General features: G+C 64.1%; 20 protein-coding genes. 9 read left to right on the top strand and 11 right to left on the bottom strand.

The annotated features are described in order from the left end of the window. From ACREB4_RS19125 to ACREB4_RS19095, 7 genes are all read right to left on the bottom strand, one after another. Window positions 1–637, bottom strand: a 637-nt coding sequence (locus ACREB4_RS19125) for a citrate/2-methylcitrate synthase (RefSeq protein ID WP_431589841.1), incomplete at its 3' end; no start/stop codon positions are given. 42 nt (window positions 638–679) lie between these two features. Further along, complete coding sequence (locus tag ACREB4_RS19120) at window positions 680–1021, bottom strand: succinate dehydrogenase assembly factor 2 (protein WP_431589838.1); 342 nt, start codon at window positions 1019–1021, stop codon at window positions 680–682. A 25-nt stretch (window positions 1022–1046) separates the two neighbouring features. After that, on the bottom strand, window positions 1047–1748 hold the full coding sequence (locus tag ACREB4_RS19115) for a succinate dehydrogenase iron-sulfur subunit (protein WP_431589837.1): 702 nt from the start codon (window positions 1746–1748) through the stop codon (window positions 1047–1049). A 14-nt stretch (window positions 1749–1762) separates the two neighbouring features. After that, on the bottom strand, window positions 1763–3541 hold the full coding sequence (gene sdhA, locus ACREB4_RS19110) for a succinate dehydrogenase flavoprotein subunit (RefSeq protein ID WP_431589836.1): 1779 nt from the start codon (window positions 3539–3541) through the stop codon (window positions 1763–1765). Window positions 3542–3544: 3 nt separating this feature from the next. After that, window positions 3545–3910, bottom strand: coding sequence for a succinate dehydrogenase, hydrophobic membrane anchor protein (sdhD, locus tag ACREB4_RS19105; protein ID WP_431589835.1), 366 nt, complete (start codon window positions 3908–3910; stop codon window positions 3545–3547). 27 nt (window positions 3911–3937) lie between these two features. After that, on the bottom strand, window positions 3938–4372 hold the full coding sequence (gene sdhC / locus ACREB4_RS19100; protein WP_431589834.1) for a succinate dehydrogenase, cytochrome b556 subunit: 435 nt from the start codon (window positions 4370–4372) through the stop codon (window positions 3938–3940). Window positions 4373–4455: 83 nt separating this feature from the next. Then, window positions 4456–5292, bottom strand: coding sequence for a GntR family transcriptional regulator (locus ACREB4_RS19095; RefSeq protein ID WP_431589833.1), 837 nt, complete (start codon window positions 5290–5292; stop codon window positions 4456–4458). Between the two features lie 154 nt (window positions 5293–5446). Between ACREB4_RS19095 and ACREB4_RS19090 the strand changes: the two genes are divergently transcribed. Further along, complete coding sequence (locus ACREB4_RS19090) at window positions 5447–6433, top strand: malate dehydrogenase (protein WP_431589832.1); 987 nt, start codon at window positions 5447–5449, stop codon at window positions 6431–6433. Between the two features lie 82 nt (window positions 6434–6515). Here the strand turns inward: ACREB4_RS19090 and ACREB4_RS19085 are convergent, their stop codons facing one another. Then, window positions 6516–8063 (bottom strand): methyl-accepting chemotaxis protein, encoded by a 1548-nt coding sequence (locus tag ACREB4_RS19085; protein ID WP_431589831.1) that lies wholly within the window; start codon window positions 8061–8063, stop codon window positions 6516–6518. 199 nt (window positions 8064–8262) lie between these two features. Between ACREB4_RS19085 and ACREB4_RS19080 the strand changes: the two genes are divergently transcribed. Further along, on the top strand, window positions 8263–9333 hold the full coding sequence (locus ACREB4_RS19080) for an HpcH/HpaI aldolase/citrate lyase family protein (RefSeq protein ID WP_431589830.1): 1071 nt from the start codon (window positions 8263–8265) through the stop codon (window positions 9331–9333). Here the strand turns inward: ACREB4_RS19080 and ACREB4_RS19075 are convergent, their stop codons facing one another. Further along, entirely contained in the window at window positions 9334–11244 is a 1911-nt protein-coding gene (locus ACREB4_RS19075; protein ID WP_431589840.1) for a B12-binding domain-containing radical SAM protein, read from the bottom strand. Window positions 11245–11292: 48 nt separating this feature from the next. Continuing rightward, window positions 11293–13245 (bottom strand): propionate catabolism operon regulatory protein PrpR, encoded by a 1953-nt coding sequence (prpR, locus tag ACREB4_RS19070; RefSeq protein WP_431589829.1) that lies wholly within the window; start codon window positions 13243–13245, stop codon window positions 11293–11295. Between the two features lie 220 nt (window positions 13246–13465). On the opposite strand from prpR, the gene prpB reads away from it, so the two are divergent. From prpB to acnB, 6 genes are all read left to right on the top strand, one after another. Then, the gene (gene prpB, locus ACREB4_RS19065) at window positions 13466–14350 is read left to right on the top strand and encodes a methylisocitrate lyase (protein WP_431589828.1); all 885 of its coding nucleotides are present in this window, start codon (window positions 13466–13468) and stop codon (window positions 14348–14350) included. Between the two features lie 58 nt (window positions 14351–14408). Continuing rightward, entirely contained in the window at window positions 14409–15572 is a 1164-nt protein-coding gene (gene prpC / locus ACREB4_RS19060; RefSeq protein ID WP_431589827.1) for a bifunctional 2-methylcitrate synthase/citrate synthase, read from the top strand. Window positions 15573–15672: 100 nt separating this feature from the next. After that, window positions 15673–18291 (top strand): Fe/S-dependent 2-methylisocitrate dehydratase AcnD, encoded by a 2619-nt coding sequence (acnD, locus tag ACREB4_RS19055; protein WP_431589826.1) that lies wholly within the window; start codon window positions 15673–15675, stop codon window positions 18289–18291. 2 nt (window positions 18292–18293) lie between these two features. Continuing rightward, on the top strand, window positions 18294–19481 hold the full coding sequence (gene prpF / locus ACREB4_RS19050) for a 2-methylaconitate cis-trans isomerase PrpF (protein ID WP_431589839.1): 1188 nt from the start codon (window positions 18294–18296) through the stop codon (window positions 19479–19481). A gap of 93 nt (window positions 19482–19574) precedes the next feature. Further along, complete coding sequence (locus ACREB4_RS19045) at window positions 19575–20171, top strand: hypothetical protein (protein ID WP_431589825.1); 597 nt, start codon at window positions 19575–19577, stop codon at window positions 20169–20171. A 210-nt stretch (window positions 20172–20381) separates the two neighbouring features. Next, window positions 20382–22970, top strand: coding sequence for a bifunctional aconitate hydratase 2/2-methylisocitrate dehydratase (acnB, locus tag ACREB4_RS19040; protein WP_431589824.1), 2589 nt, complete (start codon window positions 20382–20384; stop codon window positions 22968–22970). A 92-nt stretch (window positions 22971–23062) separates the two neighbouring features. Here the strand turns inward: acnB and ACREB4_RS19035 are convergent, their stop codons facing one another. Further along, the gene (locus ACREB4_RS19035; protein ID WP_431589823.1) at window positions 23063–24052 is read right to left on the bottom strand and encodes an integron integrase; all 990 of its coding nucleotides are present in this window, start codon (window positions 24050–24052) and stop codon (window positions 23063–23065) included. 792 nt (window positions 24053–24844) lie between these two features. Here ACREB4_RS19035 and ACREB4_RS19030 point away from each other — a divergent pair. After that, window positions 24845–25177, top strand: a 333-nt coding sequence (locus ACREB4_RS19030; protein ID WP_431589822.1) for a hypothetical protein, incomplete at its 3' end; no start/stop codon positions are given.

The following is a 25177-nucleotide window of genomic DNA, read 5'->3' as shown; positions in this document are numbered from 1 at the left end:
CTTCGCACGGCGTGGCGAACATCATCCGCATGAAGTTCTCGGTGTACGAGAGGTCGTTCTTCGGGTAGACGTAGGGCTGGCCAATGGTGTACTTGTAGGCCATGGCCACGAGCGTGGGCATCTTGGCGATCAGGCGGATCGCGGCAATCTTGCGGTGCTCTGGGTTATTGATGTCGGTGCTGTCGTGGTAGAAGGCCGACAGTGCGCCGACCAGGCCCGTCATGACGGCCATCGGGTGCGCATCGCGGCGGAAACCACGCAGGAAGAACTGCATCTGCTCGTTGACCATCGTGTGGTTGGTCACGCTCTGGACAAACTCTTCCTTTTGCGTGCCGTTGGGCAGCTCGCCGTTCAGCAAGAGGTAGCAGGTTTCCAGGAAGTCGCAGTTGGTGGCCAGCTGTTCGATGGGGTAGCCGCGGTACAGCAGCTCACCCTTGTCGCCATCGATGTAGGTGATGGTCGAGTTGCAGGAAGCGGTCGACAGGAAACCAGGGTCGTAGGTGAACTTGCCGGTTTGGGCATACAGCTTGCGGATGTCGATCACGTCAGGGCCGATGGAGCCTTTATAGATCGGCAGATCCATGTTCGGGCTGCCATCGGAAAACGACAGCGTGGCTTTCACGTCGGACGGGGTCATGCTCATGAGCGCTCCTAGAGGGTCGGGTCTTGCGAATGGGTCTTAATGATCGGAATTTGACACGGATGCCTGGGGAGGCAGCCGCGAGGCACCGGCGGCATGCATCAGCTCCAACACTTGGCGGACTTCCGGCGTGTCCAGGTCACCTTCGGGCTGCTTGCGCGCCAAAAAGAGATCCAACAAGTCATTGTCTGCCAAGTCCATGAGCTCATGCAAACCCTGTACCAGCGCGTTGGTGAGGTTTTCACCGTGCAGCTCGAAAAACCGATCGATGAAGAGATCGTTCTCGAGCAGGCCGCGCCGGCAGCGCCAACGCAAACGCCGCAATTCGTCCGCGCTGGGCACGGACCCAGGAGCAAATGAGGGCGTTTGGGTCAGGGTCATGGGCAATTTCTAGGCGAAGTCTGGGTCAAACGGCGCGGCGCACCATCAGTTCCTTGATCTTGCCGATGGCCTTCGTGGGGTTCAGGCCCTTGGGGCACACGTCCACGCAGTTCATGATGGTGTGGCAACGGAACAGGCGGTACGGGTCTTCCAGGTTGTCCAGGCGCTCGGCCGTGCCTTGGTCGCGGCTGTCCGCGATGAAGCGGTAGGCCTGCAACAAGCCGGCCGGCCCCACGAACTTGTCGGGGTTCCACCAGAAACTGGGGCAGCTGGTCGAGCAGCTGGCGCACAGGATGCACTCGTACAGGCCGTCGAGCTCTTCGCGCTCTTCGGGCGACTGCAGGCGCTCCTTGTCAGGCGGCGGCTCGTCGTTGACCAGGTAGGGCTTGATCGAGTTGTACTGCTTGAAGAACTGGGTCATGTCGACGATCAGGTCGCGCACGACGGGCAGGCCCGGCAGCGGCTTCAGGACGATCTCGCCCGGCAGCGTCAGCATGTTGGTCAGGCAGGCCAGACCGTTCTTGCCGTTGATGTTCATGGCGTCCGAACCACACACGCCTTCGCGGCAGGAGCGGCGGAACGACAGGGTGGGATCGACCGCCTTGAGCTTGACCAGGGCGTCCAGCAGCATGCGTTCGTGGCCGTCGAGTTCGACCTCGATGCTCTGCATGTAGGGCTTGACGTCCTTGTCCGGATCGTAGCGGTAGATTTTGAAAGTGCGCTTCATGGGTGCGGTCCTAATCAGAACGTCCGGACTTTCGGGGGAACGGATTCCACCGTCAGGGGTTGCAGGTTCACAGGCTTGTATTCCAGGCGGTTGCCTTCGGAATACCACAGCGAGTGCTTCATCCAGTTGTCGTCATCGCGGTTGGGGAAGTCATCGTGGGCGTGGGCGCCACGGCTTTCCGGACGGGCGGCGGCGGCCACGATGGTGGCTTGCGCGGCCTCGATCAGGTTCTCGACTTCCAGCGCCTCGATGCGGGCGGTGTTGAAGACCTTGGAGCTGTCCTTCAGACCGATGCTCTTGACGCGTTCACGCAGGGCCGCGATCTGCTTGACGCCCTCGTCCATCGTCTTTTGCGTGCGGAACACGCCAGCGTGCTTCTGCATGGACGCACGGATGTCGTTGGCCACGTCTTGCGAGTACTCGCCGTTGGTGGCGCCATCCAGGCGAGCCAGGCGGGCCAGCGTCTTGTCGGCGGCGTCCTTGGGCAGGGGCTTGTGGTTCTTCGACTTGAGGTTGAAGTCGACGATGTGGTTGCCAGCCGCGCGACCGAACACCACCAGGTCGAGCAGCGAATTGGTGCCCAGGCGGTTGGCGCCGTGCACCGACACGCAGGAGCACTCGCCCACGGCGTACAGGCCGTTGATGACCTCGTTGTGCTTGCCGTTGGCCGGCACCACCACTTGACCGTAGACGTTGGTCGGGATGCCACCCATCTGGTAGTGGATGGTCGGCACCACGGGGATCGGCTCCTTGGTGATGTCGACGTTGGCGAAGTTGTGGCCAATCTCTTGCACCGAAGGCAGGCGCTTGTGGATGGTTTCGGCGCCCAGGTGGGTCATGTCCAGCAGGACGTAGTCCTTGTTGGGACCGCAGCCACGGCCCTCCTTGATTTCCTGGTCCATCGAGCGGGACACGAAGTCGCGCGGGGCCAGGTCCTTCAAGGTGGGCGCGTAGCGCTCCATGAAGCGTTCGCCGTTGCTGTTGCGCAGGATCGCGCCTTCACCGCGGCAGCCTTCGGTCAGCAGCACGCCCGCGCCGGCCACGCCGGTGGGGTGGAACTGCCAGAACTCCATGTCTTCCAGGGGAATGCCGGCGCGCGCCGCCATGCCCAGGCCGTCGCCGGTGTTGATGAAAGCGTTGGTCGAGGCCTGGTAGATGCGGCCGGCGCCACCGGTGGCGAACAGCACGGTCTTGGCGTGCAGCACGTGCACATCGCCGGTTTCCATTTCCAGGGCCACCACACCGACGGCGTCGCCTTCGGCATCGCGGATCACGTCCAGGGCCATCCATTCGACGAAGAACTGGGTTCGCGCCTTGACGTTTTGCTGGTACAGCGTGTGCAGCAGCGCGTGGCCGGTGCGGTCGGCCGCAGCACAAGCACGTTGGACGGGCTTTTCGCCATAGTTGGCGGTGTGGCCACCGAAGGGGCGCTGGTAGATGGTGCCGTCCGCATTGCGGTCAAACGGCATGCCGAAGTGTTCGAGCTCGTACACGACCTTGGGCGCTTCACGGCACATGAACTCGATGGCATCCTGGTCGCCCAGCCAGTCGGAGCCCTTGATGGTGTCGTAGAAGTGGTAGTGCCAGTTGTCTTCGGACATGTTGCCCAGCGAGGCACCGATGCCGCCCTGCGCCGCCACGGTGTGCGAGCGGGTGGGGAAGACCTTGGACAGCACGGCCACGTTCAGGCCGGCCAGGGACAGTTGCAGCGAGGCGCGCATGCCGGAGCCACCGGCACCAACGATGACGACGTCGAACTTGCGAGTGGGGAGCGAGTTGGCAATGGCGGTCATTTTTTACAGTCTCCAGAGCACTTGGATGGCCCAGCCGGCACAGCCCAAGAGCCAAACGATGGCGAACACTTGCAGACCCAGGCGGATGCCCACGGGCTTGATGTAGTCCATGAAAATGTCGCGGAGGCCCACCCAGGCGTGGTACGCCAGGGACAGGATGACCACGAAGGTCAGGAACTTCATCCATTGGTGCGAGAAGATGCCCGACCATTTGTCGTAGCTCATGCGTTCGCCGAAGATGACCTGCGCCAGCAGGGCCACCGTGAACAGCGCCATCAGGAGGGCCGTGACGCGTTGCGCCAGCCAATCGCGCAGGCCATAGTGCGCGCCGACGACGACGCGCTTGGTACCGTAGTTTTTAGAAGACATGGTGTCGAGTTCCGTGGGGGTCGAAAATCAGAACAGACCGAAGAGCTTGGCGCCCAGGATCAGGGTCAGGCCAACGCTGAGGACCAGCGTGGCGACAGCCGAGTTGTGACCGGTCTGCTTGCTCACCAGGTGGTGGTTGGTGTCCATCAGCAGGTGACGCACGCCAGCGATGAAGTGGTGCAGGTAAGCCCAGATCAGGCCCCAGGTCACGAAGTTGACCAGGAAGGCCGGCAACCAGCCATGGCCGGCGGTGAACACGGATTTGAACTCGTCGTACGAGATTTCCGAGGTCACGCTGGTGTCGAACATCCAGACGACGAAAGGCAGCAAGAGGAAGAGCACGACACCGCTGATGCGGTGCAGGATCGAGACGATCCCGGCGGGCGGCAGCCTGTAGCTGACGATGTCCGTCACATGGATGTTCGTGAAGACGGGGCGTGGGGTTTTGGTGTTGTCAGCCATTTTTTCTGAAGGCTCCTGCCTTGCGTCAAAAAACAGTCAAAGAATCCGCGATTTTAAGGGCAATCCCTTGTTCGTCGGCGGGGTTAATTCAATTCGTTCCGGTAATGGTGGAATTCGGTCATGTAGAGGCCACGGCGAAGTTCGACGGGCTGGTCGTCGTAGGTATGGGACAGGCGCTCGACGCTCAGCAAGGGCGTGCCGGCCACGATCTTCAGCAGCGCGGCATCGTTTTCGCCCGCGGCCACGGCGCGGATTTTTTCTTCGGCGCGGATCATGCGCACCCCGAACTCGGTCTCGAACAGGCCATACATGGGACCCTTGTAGTCGCTCAGGCGCTCGGCCGTCAGGCCCTTGAACAGGTGGCCGGGCAACCAGATGTCGTCCAGCACCACGGGCTTGCCGGCGAAATGCATCACGCGGCGCACTTCGACGACCATGTCGCCGGCCTTGAGTTGCAACAGGCGGGCGATGTCGGCGGGAGCGCGCAGGCGCCGGCAATCGAGGAATTCGCGCTGCACCGGGCCGGCGTCGTCAGGCTGATCAGGGGTCAGGCGCAGGAAGCGGTACTGCACGCGCTCTTCGGCGTGGGTGGCCACGTAGGTGCCCTTGCCCTGGCGGCGCAGCAGCAGGTTCTCAGCGGCCAGCTCATCGATCGCCTTGCGCACCGTGCCCTGGCTGACCTTGAAGCGGCCGGCCAGTTCGATTTCGCTGGGAATGGCTTCGCCGGGGCGCCACTCACCCGCCTGGAGGCTGCGCAGGATCAGCGACTTGATCTGCTGGTAAAGCGGGCTGAAAGAAGGGCCCGCGCCAGGCGCCGATGCCTCGCCTCCGGGCGCGGAGGCCGGGTCGGCCGAAGCACCGGAAACAGTCAGGGAGGGGGCCACAACAGCTTGGGTTTTCACGGACGCTGATTGCACCATAAGCGGACGTTTTAGTCCACCCTCTGATGAAAGATGTCTTATATAAGACATAAGAGCATTGACGATTCACAACAGTGTCCCTAGACTGCGCACGACGCTACACTCGGGGGTTGTTACCACCTACCCCTTCTCTCTATTTCTTTCGGAGTTGCACATGAGCAAATCACCCGTTCGCGTTGCCGTCACCGGCGCCGCTGGTCAAATCGGCTACGCCCTGTTGTTCCGCATCGCTTCTGGCGAAATGCTGGGCAAAGATCAACCCGTGATCCTGCAACTGCTGGAGATCCCCGACGAGAAGGCCCAGAACGCGCTGAAGGGCGTGATCATGGAGCTGGAAGACTGTGCTTTCCCCCTGCTGGCCGGCATCGAAGCCCACAGCGATCCGCTGCAAGCCTTCAAGGACACCGATTACGCCCTGCTGGTCGGCGCACGTCCTCGCGGCCCCGGCATGGAGCGCGCCGACCTGCTGGCCGCCAACGCCCAGATCTTCACGGCCCAGGGCAAGGCACTGAACGCCGTGGCGTCGCGCAATGTCAAGGTCCTGGTCGTCGGCAACCCCGCCAACACCAACGCCTACATCGCCATGAAGTCGGCTCCCGACCTGCCTGCGAAGAACTTCACCGCCATGCTGCGCCTGGACCACAACCGCGCCGCTTCGCAACTGGCCGCCAAGACCGGCACCAAGGTCGGCGACATCAAGAAGCTGACCGTGTGGGGCAACCACTCGCCCACCATGTACGCCGACTACCGCTTCGCCACCACCAGCGGGAAGGCCATCAAGGACCTGATCAACGACCAAGTCTGGAACGCCGACACCTTCCTGCCCACCGTGGGCAAGCGCGGTGCCGCCATCATCGCCGCCCGTGGCCTGTCGTCGGCTGCTTCGGCCGCCAACGCCGCCATCGACCACATCCGTGACTGGGCCCTGGGCTCCAAGGGCGAATGGGTCACCATGGGCGTGCCTTCGAACGGCGAGTACGGCATCCCCGCCGGCATCGTCTTCGGCTTCCCCGTGACCACCGAAAACGGCGAATACAAGATCGTCCAAGGCCTGGAAATCGACGCGTTCTCGCAAGAGCGCATCAACATCACCCTGGCCGAACTGCAAGGCGAGCAAGACGGCGTCAAGCACCTGCTGTGATCCTGGCCTGAGGGCTGAAGCGCCCTCACGCACCAGCGAACAAACCAAGCCGGCGACCTTCGGGTCCGCCGGCTTTTTCCGTTCAGGGCAGGCGAAACACCGAGACCACCGAGGCCAGTTTGGCGGCCTGTTCCTTGAGGCTCTCAGCGGCCGCGGCGGACTCTTCGACCAAAGCGGCATTTTGCTGGGTCATGCTGTCGAGCTGGGACACCGCGGTGTTGACCTGGCTGATGCCTTCGGATTGCTCGGTGGAGGCCGAGGTGATTTCGCCAATGATGTCGGCCACGCGCTGCACGGACTCCACGATGGCCGCCATGGAGGTGCCGGCCTCGTTCACCAGAGCCGCCCCCGCCTGAACGCGGTCGGTCGATTCGCCGATCAGCGCCTTGATCTCACCGGCGGCGCTGGCCGCCCGCTGCGCCAGCGCCCGCACCTCGCCCGCCACCACCGCGAAACCGCGCCCCTGCTCGCCGGCACGGGCGGCTTCCACCGCCGCGTTCAATGCCAGGATGTTGGTCTGGAAAGCAATGCCGTCGATCACGCCGATGATGTCGACGATGCGCTGGGAGCTTTGGGTGATGGCGTCCATGGTGGCCACGACCTGCGACACCACCTGCCCGCCCGTGCTGGCGGCCTGTGCCGCGCCCGCCGCCAATTGGTTGGCGGTGCGGGCGGCATCGGCGGTGTGCCGGATGGTGCCGGAAATCTCTTCCATGGTGGAGGCCGTCTCCTGCAGGCTGGCCGCCGCTTGCTCGGTCCGGCTGGACAGGTCCTGGCTGCCCACGGCCACTTCCTCGCTGGCGGTCTGGATCGAGTCGGTGGATTGGCGGACCTCCCCCACGATGCCGCGCAGGGACTGCTGCATCTCTTCGAGGCTGTGGCACAGCTCGGACAACTCGTCTCGCCCATCCATGTCCACCCGGTGTGACAGGTCGCCGCCCGCGATGATCTTCGTGGCCGACACGACCTGCCGCAAGGGCTCCGTCACCGAGCGGGTCATGAGCCAGGCGCAGACCACGCCGATCAGCAGGCTGACGCCCGCCAACAAGACCAGCAACACCTGCGCCCGTGACACGCGCTGGTGCGTCTGCGCGGACTGCTCGTCGGCGATCTTGCGCTGCGTGGCCTGGTAGTTGTTGATGGCCGTGATGTAGCGGGTGGCGGCTGGGAGCAGTTCGCTCTTCAGGGCATCCTTGGCGCCGGGATCTTCCATTTCCAGGAAGGTGAAGATCGAGTCACGGGCCGACACGTAGACCTTGCGCCGGGCCGCGATGTCCTCGAACTGGGCCTTGACCTCGGGCGTGTCCGCCTGGGCTTCCAGGTCTTTCTGGATCGCACTGATCTCGGCCGAGGTGGCTTTGATCAGGGGCGCGAAATGGCCCTTGACGTCCTTCGAGCCTCCGGATTCGGCGATCGCCAGGGTGCGGTTGACGTTGAGCAGGGTCAGGCTCTCCCACTTGAGCGCCGCGGTCGCCCGGCTTTGGGCGTGGGTGGCCTGGTCGACGTCCTGGATGGTCTCCGACAAGCGGAACCAACCCACGGCAGCGATCAAGGCCGCCAGGAACAACAGCAAGCCAAAGCCCACACCCAACCGTTGACCCAATCTGAGCTGATGAAGAAGGTTCAACATGCACGTGCTCCCTGGTGAGGCCCACCTGACCGGTGCGCCTGGCGGTTTCCCACAAGGCTAGCCGGGCTGGTCCTGCGCACAAAGGCAGGGTATCCCTGAATGATGAGCCGGGCTTTGGTGCTTTTGCAACACTCGTGACAACACCGCCGCTCGCGCTACCCCGACAGGGCGGTTGATGGCGAGGAGCGTCAGGAGGACAATGACCCAGGCCTGCCTGGTGCACGCCCACCTTCACCCGAGCGAGGACGCCGCCTTGTCAACCTTGAGCACCATCCATCCCCGCCTGGCCTTGTTCGGCACCGAGCAACGCGGCCACACCTTGCCGGTGTGCGACCACTATGCCGGTGTCGAGGCCCGCATGCGCAAAAGCCTGGCCTTGCAGGCCGAGATGGCCGCGCAAACCGGCGGCCGCCCGGTGTTCGACGTGACCTTGGACCTGGAAGACGGCGCCCCGGTGGGCGGTGAACACGAGCAGGCGCTGCTGGTGGCCGATTTGATCACCAGCCCCGCCAACGCCTGCGAGCGGGTCGGCGCGCGCGTGCATGCGCCCAGCCATCCCCGCTTCGAGGACGACATCGACACCCTGATCCGGCACGCCGGTGCGCGCCTGGCTTACCTGATGGTGCCCAAGGTGAGCGATGAGCAAGAGGCCAAGCGGGCCGTCGAAGCCATCAAGGCCGCGAGGCTCAAGCATGGCGTGGGGCACATCGTGCCCGTGCACGTGCTGATCGAAAACCACCGGGCCTTACAGGAGGTGGCCGCCATCGCCGCCCTGCCCGGGGTCGAGTCCCTGTCCTTCGGGCTGATGGATTTCGTGTCGGAACACCATGGCGCCATCCCGGCCTCGGCCATGGGCGCCCAGGGCCAGTTCAGCCACCCCCTGGTGCTGCGCGCCAAGCTGGAGATCGCGGCGGCCTGCCACGCGGCGCGCATCACGCCGTCGCATTGCGTGGTCACCGAGTTCAAGGATGCGCGCGCCTTGGGCGTGGCGGCGGGCCGAGCCTCGCGCGAGTTGGGCTACACGCGCATGTGGAGCATCCACCCGGACCAGATCCCCGTGATCGTGGACGCCTTCGCGCCCGTGGCGGCCGAGGTGGACGACGCGGTCGAGATCCTCACGGCCGCGCAGCGTGCGCATTGGGCGCCCACCTCGCACCGTGGATCGCTGCACGACCGGGCCAGTTACCGGCACTACTGGCATGTGCTGGAGCGGGCCTGGCTGACCGGCCAACCCCTGCCCGCCGAGATCGAATCGACCTTCTTTGCCTAGTCAGTTCGCCAAGGCTCGAGCGATTCGGTGAGGCGACACCGTGGTGCGGGGCACCTTGCCCTTGAACCAGGTGCGCACGTCTTCTTCGAGGCCAATGCCATGCATGAAGTTGTAGATGGCTTTTTTCAGGCCGACGCCCAGGGCATCGTGGTCAACGCCCGTGGGGTCGATGAAGGCGATGTCGTTCTTGGCGAAGGTGGTGGGCGGCAAGGCCTGCAGCTTGACGCCGTATTCATGCGGGTTCTGGCCCACGGGCGAGTGCACCGTGCAGGCAAAGCGGTGGAAAAAGCCCGACTGGATGCAGCCATTGGCGAAGAGCTGGCGCACGTATTCCAGCGCATCGACGGTGTCCTGCACGGTCTGCGTGGGAAAGCCATACATCAGGTAGGCGTGAACCAGGATGCCGGCATCGGTGAAGCCCTGCGTGACGCGCGCCACCTGCTCCACCGACACGCCTTTTTTCATCAAGGTCAGCAAGCGGTCGGAGGCCACTTCCAGTCCGCCTGAAATGGCGATGCAGCCGCTGTCGGCCAGCAGCTGGCACAGCTCGGGGCTGAAGGATTTTTCGAAGCGGATGTTGCCCCACCACGAGATCGACAGCTTGCGCTTGATCAGCTCGTGCGCCAGGGCCTTGAGCATCTTGGGGGGGGCGGCCTCGTCCACGAAATGGAAGCCGGTCTGGCCGGTCTCTTTCACGATGGCTTCGATGCGGTCGACCAGCACCTCGGCCGAGGCGGTTTCGTAGCGCGAGATGTAGTCGAGGCTGACGTCGCAGAAGCTGCACTTCTTCCAGTAGCAGCCATGGGCGATGGTGAGCTTGTTCCATCGCCCATCGGACCACAGGCGGTTCATGGGGTTGAGCATGTCCAGCAGGGACAGGTAGCGGTCCAGCGGCAGGCCATCCCAGGTGGGCGTGCCGACTTCGTCGAAAGGCACGTCGGGCTCGGCGAGGTTCATGTAGCGGACCTGGCCGCTCTCGGCATCGCGAACGAAGGTGCGCGACAGGCGCTGGGCCGAGCGTTGGCCTTGCAGGTGGTCGAGCAAGGCCAGCAAGGGGCGCTCGCCCGCGTCCAGGGTGACGAAGTCGACGTGGTCGAACACGCGGGGCTCGCTCAACTCGCGCAGCTCGGTGTTGACGAAGCCGCCGCCCAGGGCCACCTTGATGTGGGGGCGCGCGGCCTTGATGGTCTGGGCCATGCGGAAAGCGGCGTAGACGGCGCCAGGAAAGGGCACGGACAACAGCACCAGGTCAGGATCGTGGCGCTCGATGGCGGCCAGGGTCAGGCGCTGCAAGGTGGTGTCGACCAGGTTGAGCGGCGCTTGCAAAGCCTGGTGCAGGGGATCGAAGGTGGACTGGCTCTGGGCCAGCGACTCGGCATAGCGCACGAACTCGAAGCGGGGGTCGACGGCATCGCGCAGCACGTCGGCCAGGTCGTTCAGGTACAGGGTGGCCAGGTGGCGGGCGCGGTCTTGCAGGCCCAGGGCGCCAAAGGCCCAGGCCAGCGGATCGCCGCCGTCTTCATCGACGTAGACGTCCAGCGAGGCGAAGCGCGGACCCTCGGGTAAAAACTGGCGGGTGTTGATGCGGTGGGCCAACGTGGCATCGCGGCCCTGCAGGAAGGCGATGGTGGGCGCCATGGTGCTCAGGTAGCGCTCGAATTGCGCATCGAATGAGCGCAGGGCCTTGGTGCGCTTGGCCTCCGGCACGGCTTCCACACAGGCGTGGATGGCGGGAAGGCCTTCGCGTGAGAACAGGGCCAGCACCAAGGCCAGCGCCAGGTCTTCCTGCACGGCATCCACCCCGCGAGAACGCAAAAAGCCCGTCAGGTAGGCGGTCGAGGGGTAAGGCGTGTTGAGTTGCGTCATCGGCGGGATGACCGACAACACGCGCAAGGGCTTGGCAGGGGACATGGTGGGCACGGAGGAGGCAGTCCTGCATTTTGCCAGGGGTGCGCCGCCTCAGGGCTTGAGTTTGCGCCACAGGGTGGTGCGGCTGATGCCCAATCGCTCGCTGGCCTGGGCGCGGTCGCCGCCGCATTCGGCCAGCACGCGCAGGATGTCGGCGCGCTCCGACTGAACCTGGCGCGCTTTCAAAGGCGCCGCCATGACACCGCCCGGTGGCGCGGCTGGGGCGAACAACTCGGGCGCGGTTTCCCGCACGAAGGCCAGGGCGGTGTCCCGGTTCGGGCGCGACGCCGGGCCTTGCGCGTAGGCCATCATCCGCTCGATGATGTTCTCCAGCTCGCGCACGTTGCCGGGCCAGTCGTAACGCGGCGCCTGCTCGACCAGGGCATCGATCAAAGGCTGGGTGTGGCGCGCATCAAGCTGCAGTCGTGCGCACACCTGCTGGTGCAGGGCCTGTGCGATCGAGGCCAAGTCGTCCAGCCGGTCGCGCAAGGGCGGCATGTCGATGCGCAAGATGTTCAAGCGGTAGAACAGGTCCAGGCGGAACAGGCCCTGCTCGACGTGCGCCATCAGGTCGCGGTGCGTGGCCGCGATCACGCGCACATTGACGGGCGTGGGTTCGATGGCGCCGACGCGCAAAACCTCGCGCTCCTGCAGCACGCGCAGCAATCGGGTCTGCAGCGAGACCGGCATCTCGCCCACCTCGTCCAGGAAGATCGTGCCTTTGTGCGCGGCCTCGAACAGGCCGATCTTGCCGCCACGCCGCGCGCCAGTGAAGGCGCCGTCTTCGTAGCCGAACAGTTCGCTTTCCAGCAGCGACTCGGACACGGCGGCGCAATTCACGGCCACGAAAGGCAGTTCACGGCGGTCGCTGGCCATGTGGATGCCTTGCGCGATCAGCTCCTTGCCGGTACCGCTCTCGCCCACCAGCAAGACCGTGGCCGGGCTGCGGGCGCAGCTCATCGCCAGTTGACGGATGCGCTCGATGGCGGCGCTGTCGCCCAAAAACTGGTCGAGCTGGTAGCGGGTGCCTTGGGCCTGGGGCTTGATGCGCGTGCGGATCTGGCGGTCCACCCGCTGGATGGAGATCGGGTCCTGGCAACTGAGCACGGCGCCGGTCAACACGCCCTGCTCGATGATGGGCATGCGGTTGACGATCAAGGCCTTGCCTTTCACGCGCTCGATTTTTTCCAGTTCCTGCGTGGCCAGGCGCAAGGTGCTTTGCAGGCTCAAGTCGGGACTGAGTTCGCTCAACTTGCGGCCCAGCCATTGGGCCGGCTGCACGCCCAGCAACTGCGCCATGGCGGGGTTCAGGGTCTGGATGCGCTCCTGCTGGTCCACCGCGATCACGCCATCGCTGAGCTGAGCCAGGATGGTGTTGAGGCGCTCGCGCTTGGCCAGCTCGATGCGCGAGGCGCGCGCCACCTCCACCGCGTCGTCCAGGGCCTCGCGCACGGCGTCGCTCGAATACAAAAAGATGCCGGTCAGGCCGAGTTCGTCCGCCAGGTCGGCGACCATGCCGGAGCCCACCAGCACGGGCACCCCCGCGCTTTTCAACTCCTGCACGCAGGCCAGGGCTTCGTCTTCGGTGCGGTAGCCGCGCTGCTCCACGGCCAGGTCGAACAGTTCGCTAAAGGGCGTCATGTCGGGGGCCATGCCCTCGTAGGTCACCAAACCCACGCGCGGCGACAGGCGTCGGGCACGCGTCAAGGTCTGCATCAGGTCGAAGCCGCCCACTTTGACCAGCACCACCGGCATGTCCAGGTGCTGCCGAAGGTAGCTGCCATTCGAGCCCGCCGCCACGACCACGTCGATGGGCCGAACGGCGTGCAAGGCCTTGATCCGCGTCACGCCTTCCTCAAAACCCACGTCCAGCACATCGACCGTGGCCTGGCTGGCGAACTCGGGCGCCACGTCCTGGAACATCTTGTTGATGCGCCGAAAGCCGACCGCGACGATGTGCGGCAGGCCGGCCAGGGCGGGGGACATTCCGGCGGGGGAAGGCATGGGTGGTTTGACGGCGTTTCAGATCGAGCGAGCATTGTTTCACAATTGAAACGTGAAACTGAAACAAAAACCGAAACCGGCTGGTCATCCGCCGGTCAACTCAATAAAATCAAGTACTTAGACGCCATCATCCGAGCTCAAGCCAGGGCGCACACGCTGGCACAGGCGTTGCAAACCATGGTGGCATCCCTGCTGAATGTTTCCTTGCTGGAGAACCAACATGCCCCTCATTTCCGCTGGCCAACGATTCCGCCAAGCCCTCAAGGACGAATCGCCCTTGCAGATCATTGGCGCCATCAACGCCAACCATGCCTTGCTGGCCAAGCGGGCGGGCTACCGCGCCATCTACCTGTCGGGCGGCGGCGTGGCCGCGGGCTCGCTGGGCCTGCCCGACCTGGGCATCAACAACCTCGATGACGTGCTGACCGATGTGCGCCGAATCACCGACGTGTGCGACGTGCCGTTGCTGGTCGACATCGACACTGGCTTTGGCCCCAGCGCCTTCAACATGGGCCGCACCATCAAGAGCCTGATCAAGGCTGGTGCCGCCGCCTGCCACCTGGAAGACCAGGTCGGCGCCAAGCGCTGCGGCCACCGCCCCGGCAAGGAAATCGTCTCGACCGAAGAGATGGTGGACCGCGTCAAGGCCGCCGTCGACGCCAAGATCGACCCCGACTTTTTCATCATCGCCCGCACCGACGCCATCCAGGTGCACGGCGTGGACGCCGCCATCGAGCGCGCCATCCGGTGCGTGGAAGCCGGCGCCGACGCCATCTTTGCCGAAGCCGCCTACGACCTGCCCACCTACAAGAAGTTCGTGGACGCGCTGAAGGTGCCGGTGCTGGCCAACATCACCGAATTCGGCCAGACGCCGCTGTTCACCGTCGATGAATTGCGCAGCGTGAACGTGGGCATGGTGCTCTACCCGCTGAGCGCCTTCCGCGCCATGAACAAGGCCGCCGAGGCGGTCTACACTGCCATTCGCCGTGATGGCCACCAGAAGAACGTGGTGGACACCATGCAGACGCGCGAAGAGCTGTACGACCGCATTGGCTACCACGCGTTCGAGGGCAAGCTGGACGCCCTGTTCGCCGCCAAGAAATAAGCATCCATCAAGCAAGCACCCGATCGACCACCCGCATCCGTTTTAGGAGACGAAACGCATGAGCGCCACCCCAGAGACCACCACCCCCGGCTTCAAACCCAAGAAGTCCGTGGCCTTGTCCGGCACCGCCGCAGGCAACACCGCCCTGTGCACCGTGGGCCGCACCGGCAACGATCTGGCCTACCGTGGCTACGACATCCTCGACCTGGCCCAGACCAGCGAATTCGAAGAGATCGCTTACCTGCTGGTGCACGGCAAGCTGCCCACCCGCGCCGAGTTGGCTTTCTACAAGACCAAGCTGAAGTCGCTGCGCGGCATCCCCGCCGGCCTGAAGACCGCGCTGGAGCAACTGCCCCCGTCCAGCCACCCCATGGACGTGATGCGCACCGGCGTGTCGGTGCTGGGCTGCCTGTCGCCCGAGAAGGACGACCACAACCACCCCGGCGCGCGCGACATCGCCGACAAGCTGATGGCCTCCCTGGGCTCGATGCTGCTGTACTGGTACCACTACAGCCACAACGGCAAGCGCATCGACGTCGAGACCGACGACGACTCGATCGGCGGCCACTTCCTGCACTTGCTGCACGGCGAGAAGCCCCGTGACAGCTGGGTCCGCGCCATGCACACCTCGCTGATCCTGTACGCGGAACACGAATTCAACGCCTCGACCTTCGCCTCGCGCGTGGTCGCCGGCACGGGCTCGGACATGTTCTCGGCCATCGGCGGCGGCATCGGCGCCCTGCGCGGCCCCAAGCACGGCGGCGCCAACGAAGTCGCCTTCGAAATCCAGAAGCGCTACGACAACCCCGACGAAGCCGAGGCCGACATCCGCGCCCGCGTCGAAAAGAAGGAAGTCGTGATCGGCTTTGGCCACCCTGTCTACACGGTCAGCGACCCGCGCAACAAGGTCATCAAGCAAGTGGCGCAAGAGCTGAGCAAGGAACAGTCGAACACCAAGATGTACGACATCGCCGAGCGCCTGGAATCGGTGATGTGGGAAATCAAGAAGATGTTCCCCAACCTGGACTGGTTCAGCGCCGTCAGCTACCACATGATGGGCGTGCCCACCGCCATGTTCACGCCGCTGTTCGTGATCGCCCGCACCAGCGGCTGGTCGGCCCACGTGATCGAGCAACGCATCGACGGCAAGATCATCCGTCCTTCGGCCAACTACACCGGCCCAGAGGATCAGAAGTTCGTGCCGATCCAGGATCGCCAGTAAAAGTCAGATGAAGGGGCGCCAGATGGCGCCCCTGCCCCTTCAAGCGCCCCAAGCTGTTCCGCCCCGCCCCCACTCCCCGCTCTTTGCAGTGACCACCGCCATGAACACCGCCTACCGCAAGAACCTGCCCGGTACCCAGCTCGACTACTTCGACACCCAAGCCGCCGTCGAAGCCATCAAGCCCGGCTCCTGGGCCACCCTGCCCTACACCTCGCGCGTGCACGCCGAGAACCTGGTGCGCAAGGCCGACCCGGCCATCCTGACGCAATCGCTGACGCAGCTGATCGAGCGCAAGCGCGACCACGATTTCCCCTGGTTCCCGGCGCGCGTGGCCTGCCACGACATCCTGGGCCAGACCGCGCTGGTGGACCTGGCCGGCCTGCGTGACGCCATCGCGAAAGAAGGCGGCGACCCCGCCAAGGTGAACCCCGTGGTGCCGGTGCAATTGATCGTGGACCACTCGCTGGCCGTGGAGTGCGGCGGCTTCGACCCCGACGCGTTTCAAAAGAACCGCGACATCGAAGAGCGCCGCAACGAAGACCGCTTCCATTTCATCAACTGGACCAAGCTGGCCTTCGACAACGTTGACGTGATCCCCGCGGGCAACGGGATCATGCACCAGATCAACCTGGAGAAGATGTCCCCGGTCATCCACAACGACAAGGGCCTGGCCTACCCTGACACCTGCGTCGGCACCGACTCGCACACGCCGCACGTGGACGCGCTGGGCGTGATCGCCATCGGCGTGGGCGGCCTGGAAGCCGAGAACGTGATGCTGGGCCGCGCCTCGTGGATGCGCCTGCCCGAGATCGTCGGCGTGGAGCTGCAAGGCAAGCGCCAGCCCGGCATCACCGCCACCGACGTGGTGCTGGCCTTGACCGAGTTCCTGCGCAAGTCCAAGGTGGTGGGCGCCTACCTTGAGTTCTATGGCGAAGGCGTGCCCAGCCTGACTTTGGGCGACCGCGCCACCATCTCGAACATGGCCCCCGAGTACGGCGCCACTGCTGCCATGTTCAGCATCGACGAGCAGACCATCGAATACCTGCGCCTCACCGGCCGCAGTGAAGATCAGGTGAAACTGGTCGAGACCTACGCCAAGGTGGGCGGCCTGTGGTCCGACACCTTGAAGGACGCCGTCTACGAACGCACGCTGAGCTTCGACCTGTCGAGCGTGGTGCGCAACATGGCCGGCCCGTCGAACCCGCACGCCCGCGTGGCCACGACGGACATGGCGGCCAAGGGCATCAACGGCCCGTGGAGCATGCCGGCAGAAGGCGAAGGCACGATGCCCGATGGCGCCGTGATCATCGCCGCCATCACCAGCTGCACCAACACATCCAACCCGCGCAACGTGATCGCGGCCGCCTTGCTGGCCCGCAACGCCAACCAACTGGGCCTCACGCGCAAGCCCTGGGTCAAGTCCTCGCTGGCCCCCGGCTCCAAAACGGTCGAGCTGTACCTGAACGAAGCCGGCCTGATGGGTGACCTGGAAAAGTTGGGCTTTGGCATCGTGGCTTTTGCCTGCACCACCTGCAACGGCATGTCCGGCGCTTTGGATCCCGTCATCCAGAAAGAAATCGTCGACCGCGACCTCTACGCCACCGCCGTGCTCTCGGGCAACCGCAACTTCGACGGCCGCATCCACCCGTATGCCAAGCAGGCTTTCCTGGCCTCGCCGCCACTGGTCGTGGCCTACGCCATCGCCGGCACCATCCGCTTCGACATCGAGCGCGACGTGCTGGGCGTGGTCGATGGAAAAGAGATCCGCCTGAAGGACATCTGGCCGAGCGACGAAGAGATCGACGCCATCGTCAAGTCTTCAGTCAAGCCAGAGATGTTCCGCAAGGTCTACGAGCCGATGTTCGCCATCCAGGCCGAGGCCGGCGAGAAGGTCAGCCCGCTGTACGACTGGCGCCCGCAGAGCACCTACATCCGCCGCCCGCCCTACTGGGACACCGAAGGCGTCGGCGCGCTGGCCGCCAACCCGCGCACGCTCAAGGGCATGCGCCCGCTGGCCATCCTGCCGGACAACATCACCACCGACCACCTGTCGCCGTCCAACGCGATCATGATGAACTCGGCCGCCGGTGAGTACCTGCACAAGATGGGCGTGCCCGAAGAAGACTTCAACTCCTACGCCACCCACCGCGGTGACCACCTCACGGCCATGCGCGCCACCTTCGCCAACCCCACGCTCAAGAACGAGATGGTGCGCAAGGCAGACGGCAGCCTCCAGGCCGGATCGCTCGCCCGCATCGAGCCCGAAGGCAAAGTGGTGCGCATGTGGGAGGCCATGGAGGCCTACCAGGACCGCAAGCAGCCGCTGATCATCGTGGCCGGCGCCGACTACGGCCAAGGCTCTTCACGCGACTGGGCCGCCAAGGGCGTGCGCCTGGCCGGCGTGGAAGCCATCGCGGCCGAAGGCTTCGAGCGCATCCACCGCACCAACCTGATCGGCATGGGCGTGATGCCTTTGGAGTTCAAGCCCGGCACCAACCGCCTGACCCTGAACCTGGACGGCACCGAGACCTACGACGTCGAAGGCGCGCTCACCCCGCGCGCCACCTTGACCTTGGTCATCCACCGCAAGAATGGCGACCTGGTGAAGGTGCCCATGACCTGCCGCCTGGACACGGCCGAAGAGGTGTCCGTGTACGAAGCCGGCGGCGTTCTTCAACGATTCGCCCAGGACTTCCTGGCCGAGAACAAGGCGGCATGACCATGGCCCAGGCAGCGCAAATCAAGATCCCCGCCACCTACATGCGTGGCGGCACCAGCAAGGGCGTGTTCTTCCGCCTGCAAGACTTGCCCGAGGCCTGCCAAGTGCCCGGCGAGGCGCGCGACAAACTCTTCCTGCGCGTCATCGGCAGCCCCGACCCCTACGGCGCCCACATCGACGGCATGGGCGGGGCCACCTCGTCCACGTCCAAGTGCGTGATCCTGTCCAAGTCCAGCGTGCCCGACCATGACGTGGACTACCTCTACGGCCAAGTGTCCATCGACAAAGCGTTCGTCGATTGGTCCGGCAACTGCGGCAACTTGTCCACCGCCGCGGGCGCCTTCGCCATCCACGCTGGCCTGATCGACCCTTCGCGCGTGCCCGACGATGGCATGTGCGTGGTCCGCATCTGGCAAGCCAACATCCAGAAAACCATCATCGCGCATGTGCCCGTGGCCAACCGCCAAGTGCAGGAGACCGGTGACTTCGAACTCGACGGCGTGACCTTCCCCGCCGCCGAGATCGTGCTCGAATTCATGGACCCCTCGGACGATGGCGACGAAGGCGGCTCGATGTTCCCCACCGGCAACCTGGTCGACGACCTGGACGTGCCCGGCATCGGCACCTTCAAGGCCACGATGATCACGGCCGGCATCCCCACGGTGTTCGTCAACGCCGCAGACATCGGCCACACCGGCACCGAGCTGCGCGAGCAGATCAACACCGACCCCGCCGCGCTCAAGCGCTTCGAGGCGATTCGCATCGCCGGCGCCCTGCGCATGGGCCTGATCAAGGCGCCCGAAGAAGCCGCCACCCGCCAACACACGCCCAAGATTGCCTTCGTGGCGCCGCCCACCGACTACATGGCCTCCAGTGGCAAGACCATCCAGGCCGGCGATGTGGACCTGCTGGTGCGTGCCCTGTCCATGGGCAAACTGCACCACGCCATGATGGGGACTTGTGCGGTGGCCATCGGCACCGCGGCCGCCATTCCCGGCACGCTGGTCAACTTGGCCGCTGGCGGCGGCGCGCGCCAAGCCGTGCGCTTCGGCCACCCTTCGGGCACCCTGCGCGTGGGCGCCGAGGCCACCTTGGTCCACGGCGAATGGACGGTGAAAAAAGCCATCATGAGCCGCAGTGCCCGCATCCTCATGGAGGGTTGGGTCCGCGTGCCTGGAAACACGTTCTGACAATTTCGGACGGCGGATTGGTGGCAAGATCATCAATCCGCGCGCGACGACCGCGCTGCCATTCAACGCCAACCATTTCGGGACCACACCACGATGACAAGCAACCGCCCCGCCGCCCGCCCAGCCAACATCCGCCGCCTTCGCACCGCCGCGATTTCGGTGGGCATCCTGCTGGGCATGGCCGCAGGCGCGTTCAGTTCGCAGGCGCACGCCGCCGACAGCGCGCCCACGGTGGTCAAAAAAGCCAAGGCCAAGCTGAGCAAAAAGAAGGTGACCGCTCCGGCCGCCGAGAAGTTCGTGCCCTTGCCCGACGCCACGCCTGAGCAGTTGGAAGCCGCCAAACGCGTCCTGATCGGCCGCTACGAATGCGAATTCAACAAAATGCTGCTGATCGACGCCAACGACCTCAACCGTGGTTACTTCAACATCCGCCAGGGCAAGGACACCTGGGTGGTCAAACCCGTGCTGTCCAGCACCGGCGCGGTGCGCCTGGAAGACACCAAGGACACCGTCCTGCTGCTCCAGATCCTCACCAAATCCATGCTGTTGAACGTCAAGACCGGTCACCGCCTCGTGGACGGCTGCGTGCATGAAGTGCAACGCGCCGCCGAAGAAGAATTGCGCAAGAACCCGCCCAAGTCGGTGTTCGACACGCCCGCCCCCGCCGATGCGGCCAGCGCTCCAAAGTAAGTCATTCTCATTCACCTCATTTCACACCAAATCCATTGATTCACGTGTGAATGGAAGGTGACATGAAGCCCATTCCTGGGCGAAAATAGCAGTCTGCGCGGAAATTGCTTATGCCTTATCCAGGTGCAAGCAGTTCTGCCCGCAATGAGCCCGCATTCCGTTTTTCGACGCCCGAATCTCGAGCATCCAAGATCCCAAGAAGGTCACACCATGTTGCAAGCCTACCGCCAACACATCGCCGAGCGCGCCGCGCTGGGTATTCCTCCCCTGCCCCTGACCGCCCAGCAAACCGGCGAAGTCATCGAGCTGCTGAAGAACCCGCCCGCCGGCGAAGAAGCCACCCTGGTGGACCTGATCGTCAACCGCGTCCCCGCTGGTGTGGACGCCGCCGCCAAGGTCAAGGCCTCCTACCTGGCCGCCGTGGCCCACGGCACTGAAAAGTGCGCGCTGATCAGCCGCGAAAAAGCCACCGAACTGCTGGGCACCATGCTGGGCGGCTACAACATCGCCCCCCTGGTTGACCTGCTGAGCGACGCCGCCGTGGGTGGCATCGCCGCCGAAGCGCTCAAGAAAACGCTGCTGATGTTCGACGCCTTCCACGACGTCAAGGAAAAGGCCGACCAAGGCAACGCCAACGCCAAGGGCGTGCTGCAAAGCTGGGCCGATGCCGAATGGTTCACCTCGCGCCCCGAAGTGCCCGCCAGCATCACCGTCAGCATCTTCAAGGTCACCGGCGAAACCAACACCGACGACCTGTCACCCGCCCCCGACGCCTGGAGCCGCCCCGACATCCCGCTGCACGCTTTGGCCATGCTGAAGAACAAGCGCGACGGCATCACCCCTGAAGAAGACGGCAAGCGCGGCCCGGTCGCGTTCATCGAAGCCCTGCGCGCCAAGGGCAACCTGGTCGCTTACGTCGGCGACGTGGTCGGCACCGGTTCCTCGCGCAAGTCGGCCACCAACAGCGTGCTGTGGTTCACTGGCGAAGACATCCCCTTCGTGCCCAACAAGCGCTTCGGCGGCGTCTGCCTGGGCAGCAAGATCGCCCCGATCTTCTACAACACGATGGAAGACGCCGGCGCCCTGCCCATCGAACTCGACGTGTCCAAGATGGACATGGGCGACGTGGTCGAGCTGCGTCCCTATGAAGGCAAGGCCCTGAAGAACGGCGAAGTCATCGCCGAGTTCAAGGTCAAGTCCGACGTGCTGTTCGACGAAGTGCGCGCCGGTGGCCGCATCCCCCTGATCATCGGCCGCGGCCTGACCGCCAAGGCCCGCGAAGCCCTGGGCCTGGCCCCCAGCACGCTGTTCCGCCTGCCCGTCGCCCCGGTCGACACCAAGAAGGGCTACTCGCTCGCCCAGAAGATGGTCGGCAAGGCCTGCGGCCTGCCCGCTGGCCAAGGCGTGCGCCCTGGCACCTACTGCGAACCCAAGATGACCTCGGTCGGCTCGCAAGACACCACCGGCCCCATGACCCGCGACGAGCTGAAAGACCTGGCCTGCCTGGGCTTCAGCGCCGACCTGGTGATGCAATCGTTCTGCCACACGGCCGCCTACCCCAAGCCCGTGGACGTGAAGATGCACCACGAACTGCCCGAGTTCATCAGCACCCGCGGCGGCGTGTCCCTGCGTCCTGGTGACGGCGTGATCCACAGCTGGCTGAACCGCCTGCTGACGCCTGACACCGTTGGCACCGGCGGCGACTCGCACACCCGCTTCCCCATCGGCATCAGCTTCCCCGCCGGTTCTGGCCTGGTGGCCTTCGCCGCCGCCACGGGCGTGATGCCTTTGGACATGCCCGAATCCGTGCTGGTTCGCTTCAAGGGCAAGATGCAGCCTGGCATCACCCTGCGTGACCTGGTCAACGCCATCCCCCTGTACGCCATCAAGGCTGGCCTGCTGACGGTGGCCAAGCAAGGCAAGAAGAACATCTTCTCGGGCCGCATCCTCGAAATCGAAGGCCTGCCCGACCTGAAGGTCGAGCAAGCGTTCGAGCTGTCTGACGCCTCCGCCGAGCGCTCCGCCGCTGGCTGCACCGTGCACCTGAACAAGGAGCCGATCGCCGAGTACCTCAACAGCAACATCACGCTGATGAAGAACATGATCGCCAACGGTTACGAAGATGCCCGCACGCTGCAACGCCGCATCGCCGCTCAGGAAGCCTGGTTGAAGGACCAGCAGCTGATGAAGGGTGACGCCGACGCCGAATACGCCGCCGTGATCGAGATCGACCTGGCCGACATCCACGAACCCATCCTGGCCTGCCCGAACGACCCCGATGACGTGAAGACGCTGTCGGACGTGGCTGGCGCCAAGATCGACGAAGTGTTCATCGGCTCTTGCATGACCAACATCGGCCACTTCCGCGCAGCCTCCAAGCTGCTCGAAGGCAAGCGCGACATCCCCGTCAAGCTGTGGGTCGCCCCGCCCACCAAGATGGACGCTCAACAGCTGACCGAAGAAGGCCACTACGGCGTTCTGGGCACTGCTGGCGCCCGCATGGAAATGCCCGGCTGCTCGCTGTGCATGGGCAACCAGGCTCAAGTCAAGGAAGGCGCCACCGTGTTCTCGACCAGCACGCGCAACTTCCCCAACCGCCTGGGCAAGAACTCGAACGTGTACCTGGGTTCCGCCGAACTGGCCGCCATCTGCTCACGCCTGGGCCGCATCCCGACCAAGGAAGAGTACATGGCCGGCGTGGGCGTGCTCGATGCCTCCAGCGCCCAGATCTACAAGTACCTGAACTTCGACCAGATCACGGAATACGCCGACAAGGCCAAGACCGTGGCTGCTGCCTGAGTTTGAGCAACCCGCCAGGCTGGTGACCAGACCAACTGGCCTGGCCTTGCTCCAAGAAGCCCGCCCGGGTCACTGGGCGGGCTTCTTTTTTTTCATTTGATCAGCGCATCCAGGGGGCTCAAGACGCCCGCCCCACCAACCTTGACGACGTGCGTGTAGATCATGGTCGTGCTGACATCGCTGTGGCCCAGCAACTCTTGCACGGTGCGGATGTCGTACCTCGCCTGCAAGAGGTGCGTGGCGAATGAATGGCGCAGCGTGTGTGGCGTGGCGGGCTTGACCAACTGGGCGGCCGCCACGGCCTTCTTGAACGCGCGCTGGAAGGTTTGGTCCTGCACATGGTGGCGTCGCTGAAGGCCCGTCTTGGGGTCCACCGACAAATCGGCCATCGGGAACACCCACTGCCATGCCCAGGTTTTGCCCGCGCTCTTGAACTTGCGCTCCAGGGCATGGGGCATCCAGACGCCTTCAATCCCGTTGGCGCGGTCGGCCTCCCACATGGCGCGTGCCGACCGCAGTTGTATGCGCAGCGGATGGGCCAGTTTGGCGGGCAGCATCACGACCCGGTCTTTGGCCCCTTTGCCTTCGCGGACCACGATGGTTTGGTGCTCGAAGTCGATGTCCTTGACCCTGAGCCGCAGGCCCTCCATCAAGCGCAGGCCGGTGCCGTACAAGGTTTGACCGATCAAGCGATACGCTGGATCGATGGCTTGCAACACGGTGTTCACCTCCGTGGGTGTCAAGACCACGGGCAGGCGTCTGGTTGCCTTCGGGCGCCCGATTTCGGCCAGCCAGGGGAAATCCAAGCGCAGTACCTGCCGGTACAGGAACAGCAGTGCGGACAAGGCTTGCTTGTGGGTCGACGCTGATATCTGGCGTTCGTTCGCCAGCCAGGCGAGGTAGGCCTCCAGCTCTGCCTGCCCCATGTCACGAGGATGCCGGAGCGCGTGAAATCTGATGTAGCCCTTGACCCAGTAAAGGTAGGCTTCTTCAGTGCGCATGCTGTAATGCATGGAACGGATGCGCTCACGCACCTCGTCCAGCAGCCTCGGCGTCCTGGCTGGGGATGGCTGATCAAGCATTGAAGCCTAACTCTGAAAATAACCTGGGAGGGAAGACTGTATGAACGGGCCCATCATTGACGAAACCGTTGGAGTCTACAAATCCCTCTGTAGAGGGGTGGTGTCCATCCACGAGGTCCAACCTGCCGGGTTATCCGTCAGACTCGACGCCTAACTTGCCAGGTTATTTGACATGGTCAGACATACATTGCGTTAGGCTTTTGGCTGCGTTAAATCGGCAATGCGGCAGAAGCCCCTGGCCATTGATGCTTCCATCGTTTGCCCGCTTCTCAGCGTTGCCTTCTTTGGCATTCATGCACTGCGCATTCTGGCCAGGTCCGGCGCTAACAACCACAGCGGCTCGCAACCGGGTGGCACAGCAAGTCTCCATCTGGCTGTCTGCCCTTCGGCAGCCCGCTCACCGCAATGGAGCGCCAAAGTGCCACACGCCATCGGTTGCTGGCTTCCTGTCCTTCGGCAGTCAGCGAATCACTGCGGCATGCGCAGGCCTTTCATGCGCGTCTCAAGGCCAGCGATGATTCAACGAATCCAAATCCGCACCGCTGGTTCACGGCTTTTGTCTGGTCAGGCACAATTCCATCCAGTCACACAAAAGGGGTTTCGGCGTGCAACGGTCAAATGCTAATCTGCAAGGCACGGCCATTTGCGGCTCATCCACCGGTCCTTCTCGCCCCAGCCTAACGTTTCGGTCAAGGGGACGCTTTCAAAATTGCTCGCTTCGGCAATACCACGCGGGCGCCCCTTACCTGTGGCGTTAGGCCTCTTCAAAGGCAACTCAATAGGAGCGCATCAATGATCCACTTTTCAATAAGCCGATTCTGCGTAATTCTGCTCATCCCATTGGTCGGCGTGAGCATTGGCGGTTGTGGAGAAGCGTACCCAGATGAGGCTCAAACCTATACAGCCGCAGCTGAAGTCTCATTAATTGCTCAAGGCATATGCGCCAATACACAGGACTGCGCCAAACGGGAGGTCCTGTTCTGGGAGGGCGGCAACCTTTGGATCCCTAGTCTCAAGAAGGTGTTCGTCAATATTTACGGCGTCAAAGATCCTGCAAGTGTCGAAGCCGTGGCTCGAAGTATCGTGGAGTCAAAGTCAAGCACAGGTGGCCCACCATGTCTTCTT

Source organism: Aquabacterium sp. (genome assembly GCF_050725395.1).
Taxonomy (GTDB): Bacteria; Pseudomonadota; Gammaproteobacteria; order Burkholderiales; family Burkholderiaceae_C; genus Aquabacterium.
This window is presented reverse-complemented; position numbering and strand designations above follow the sequence as displayed.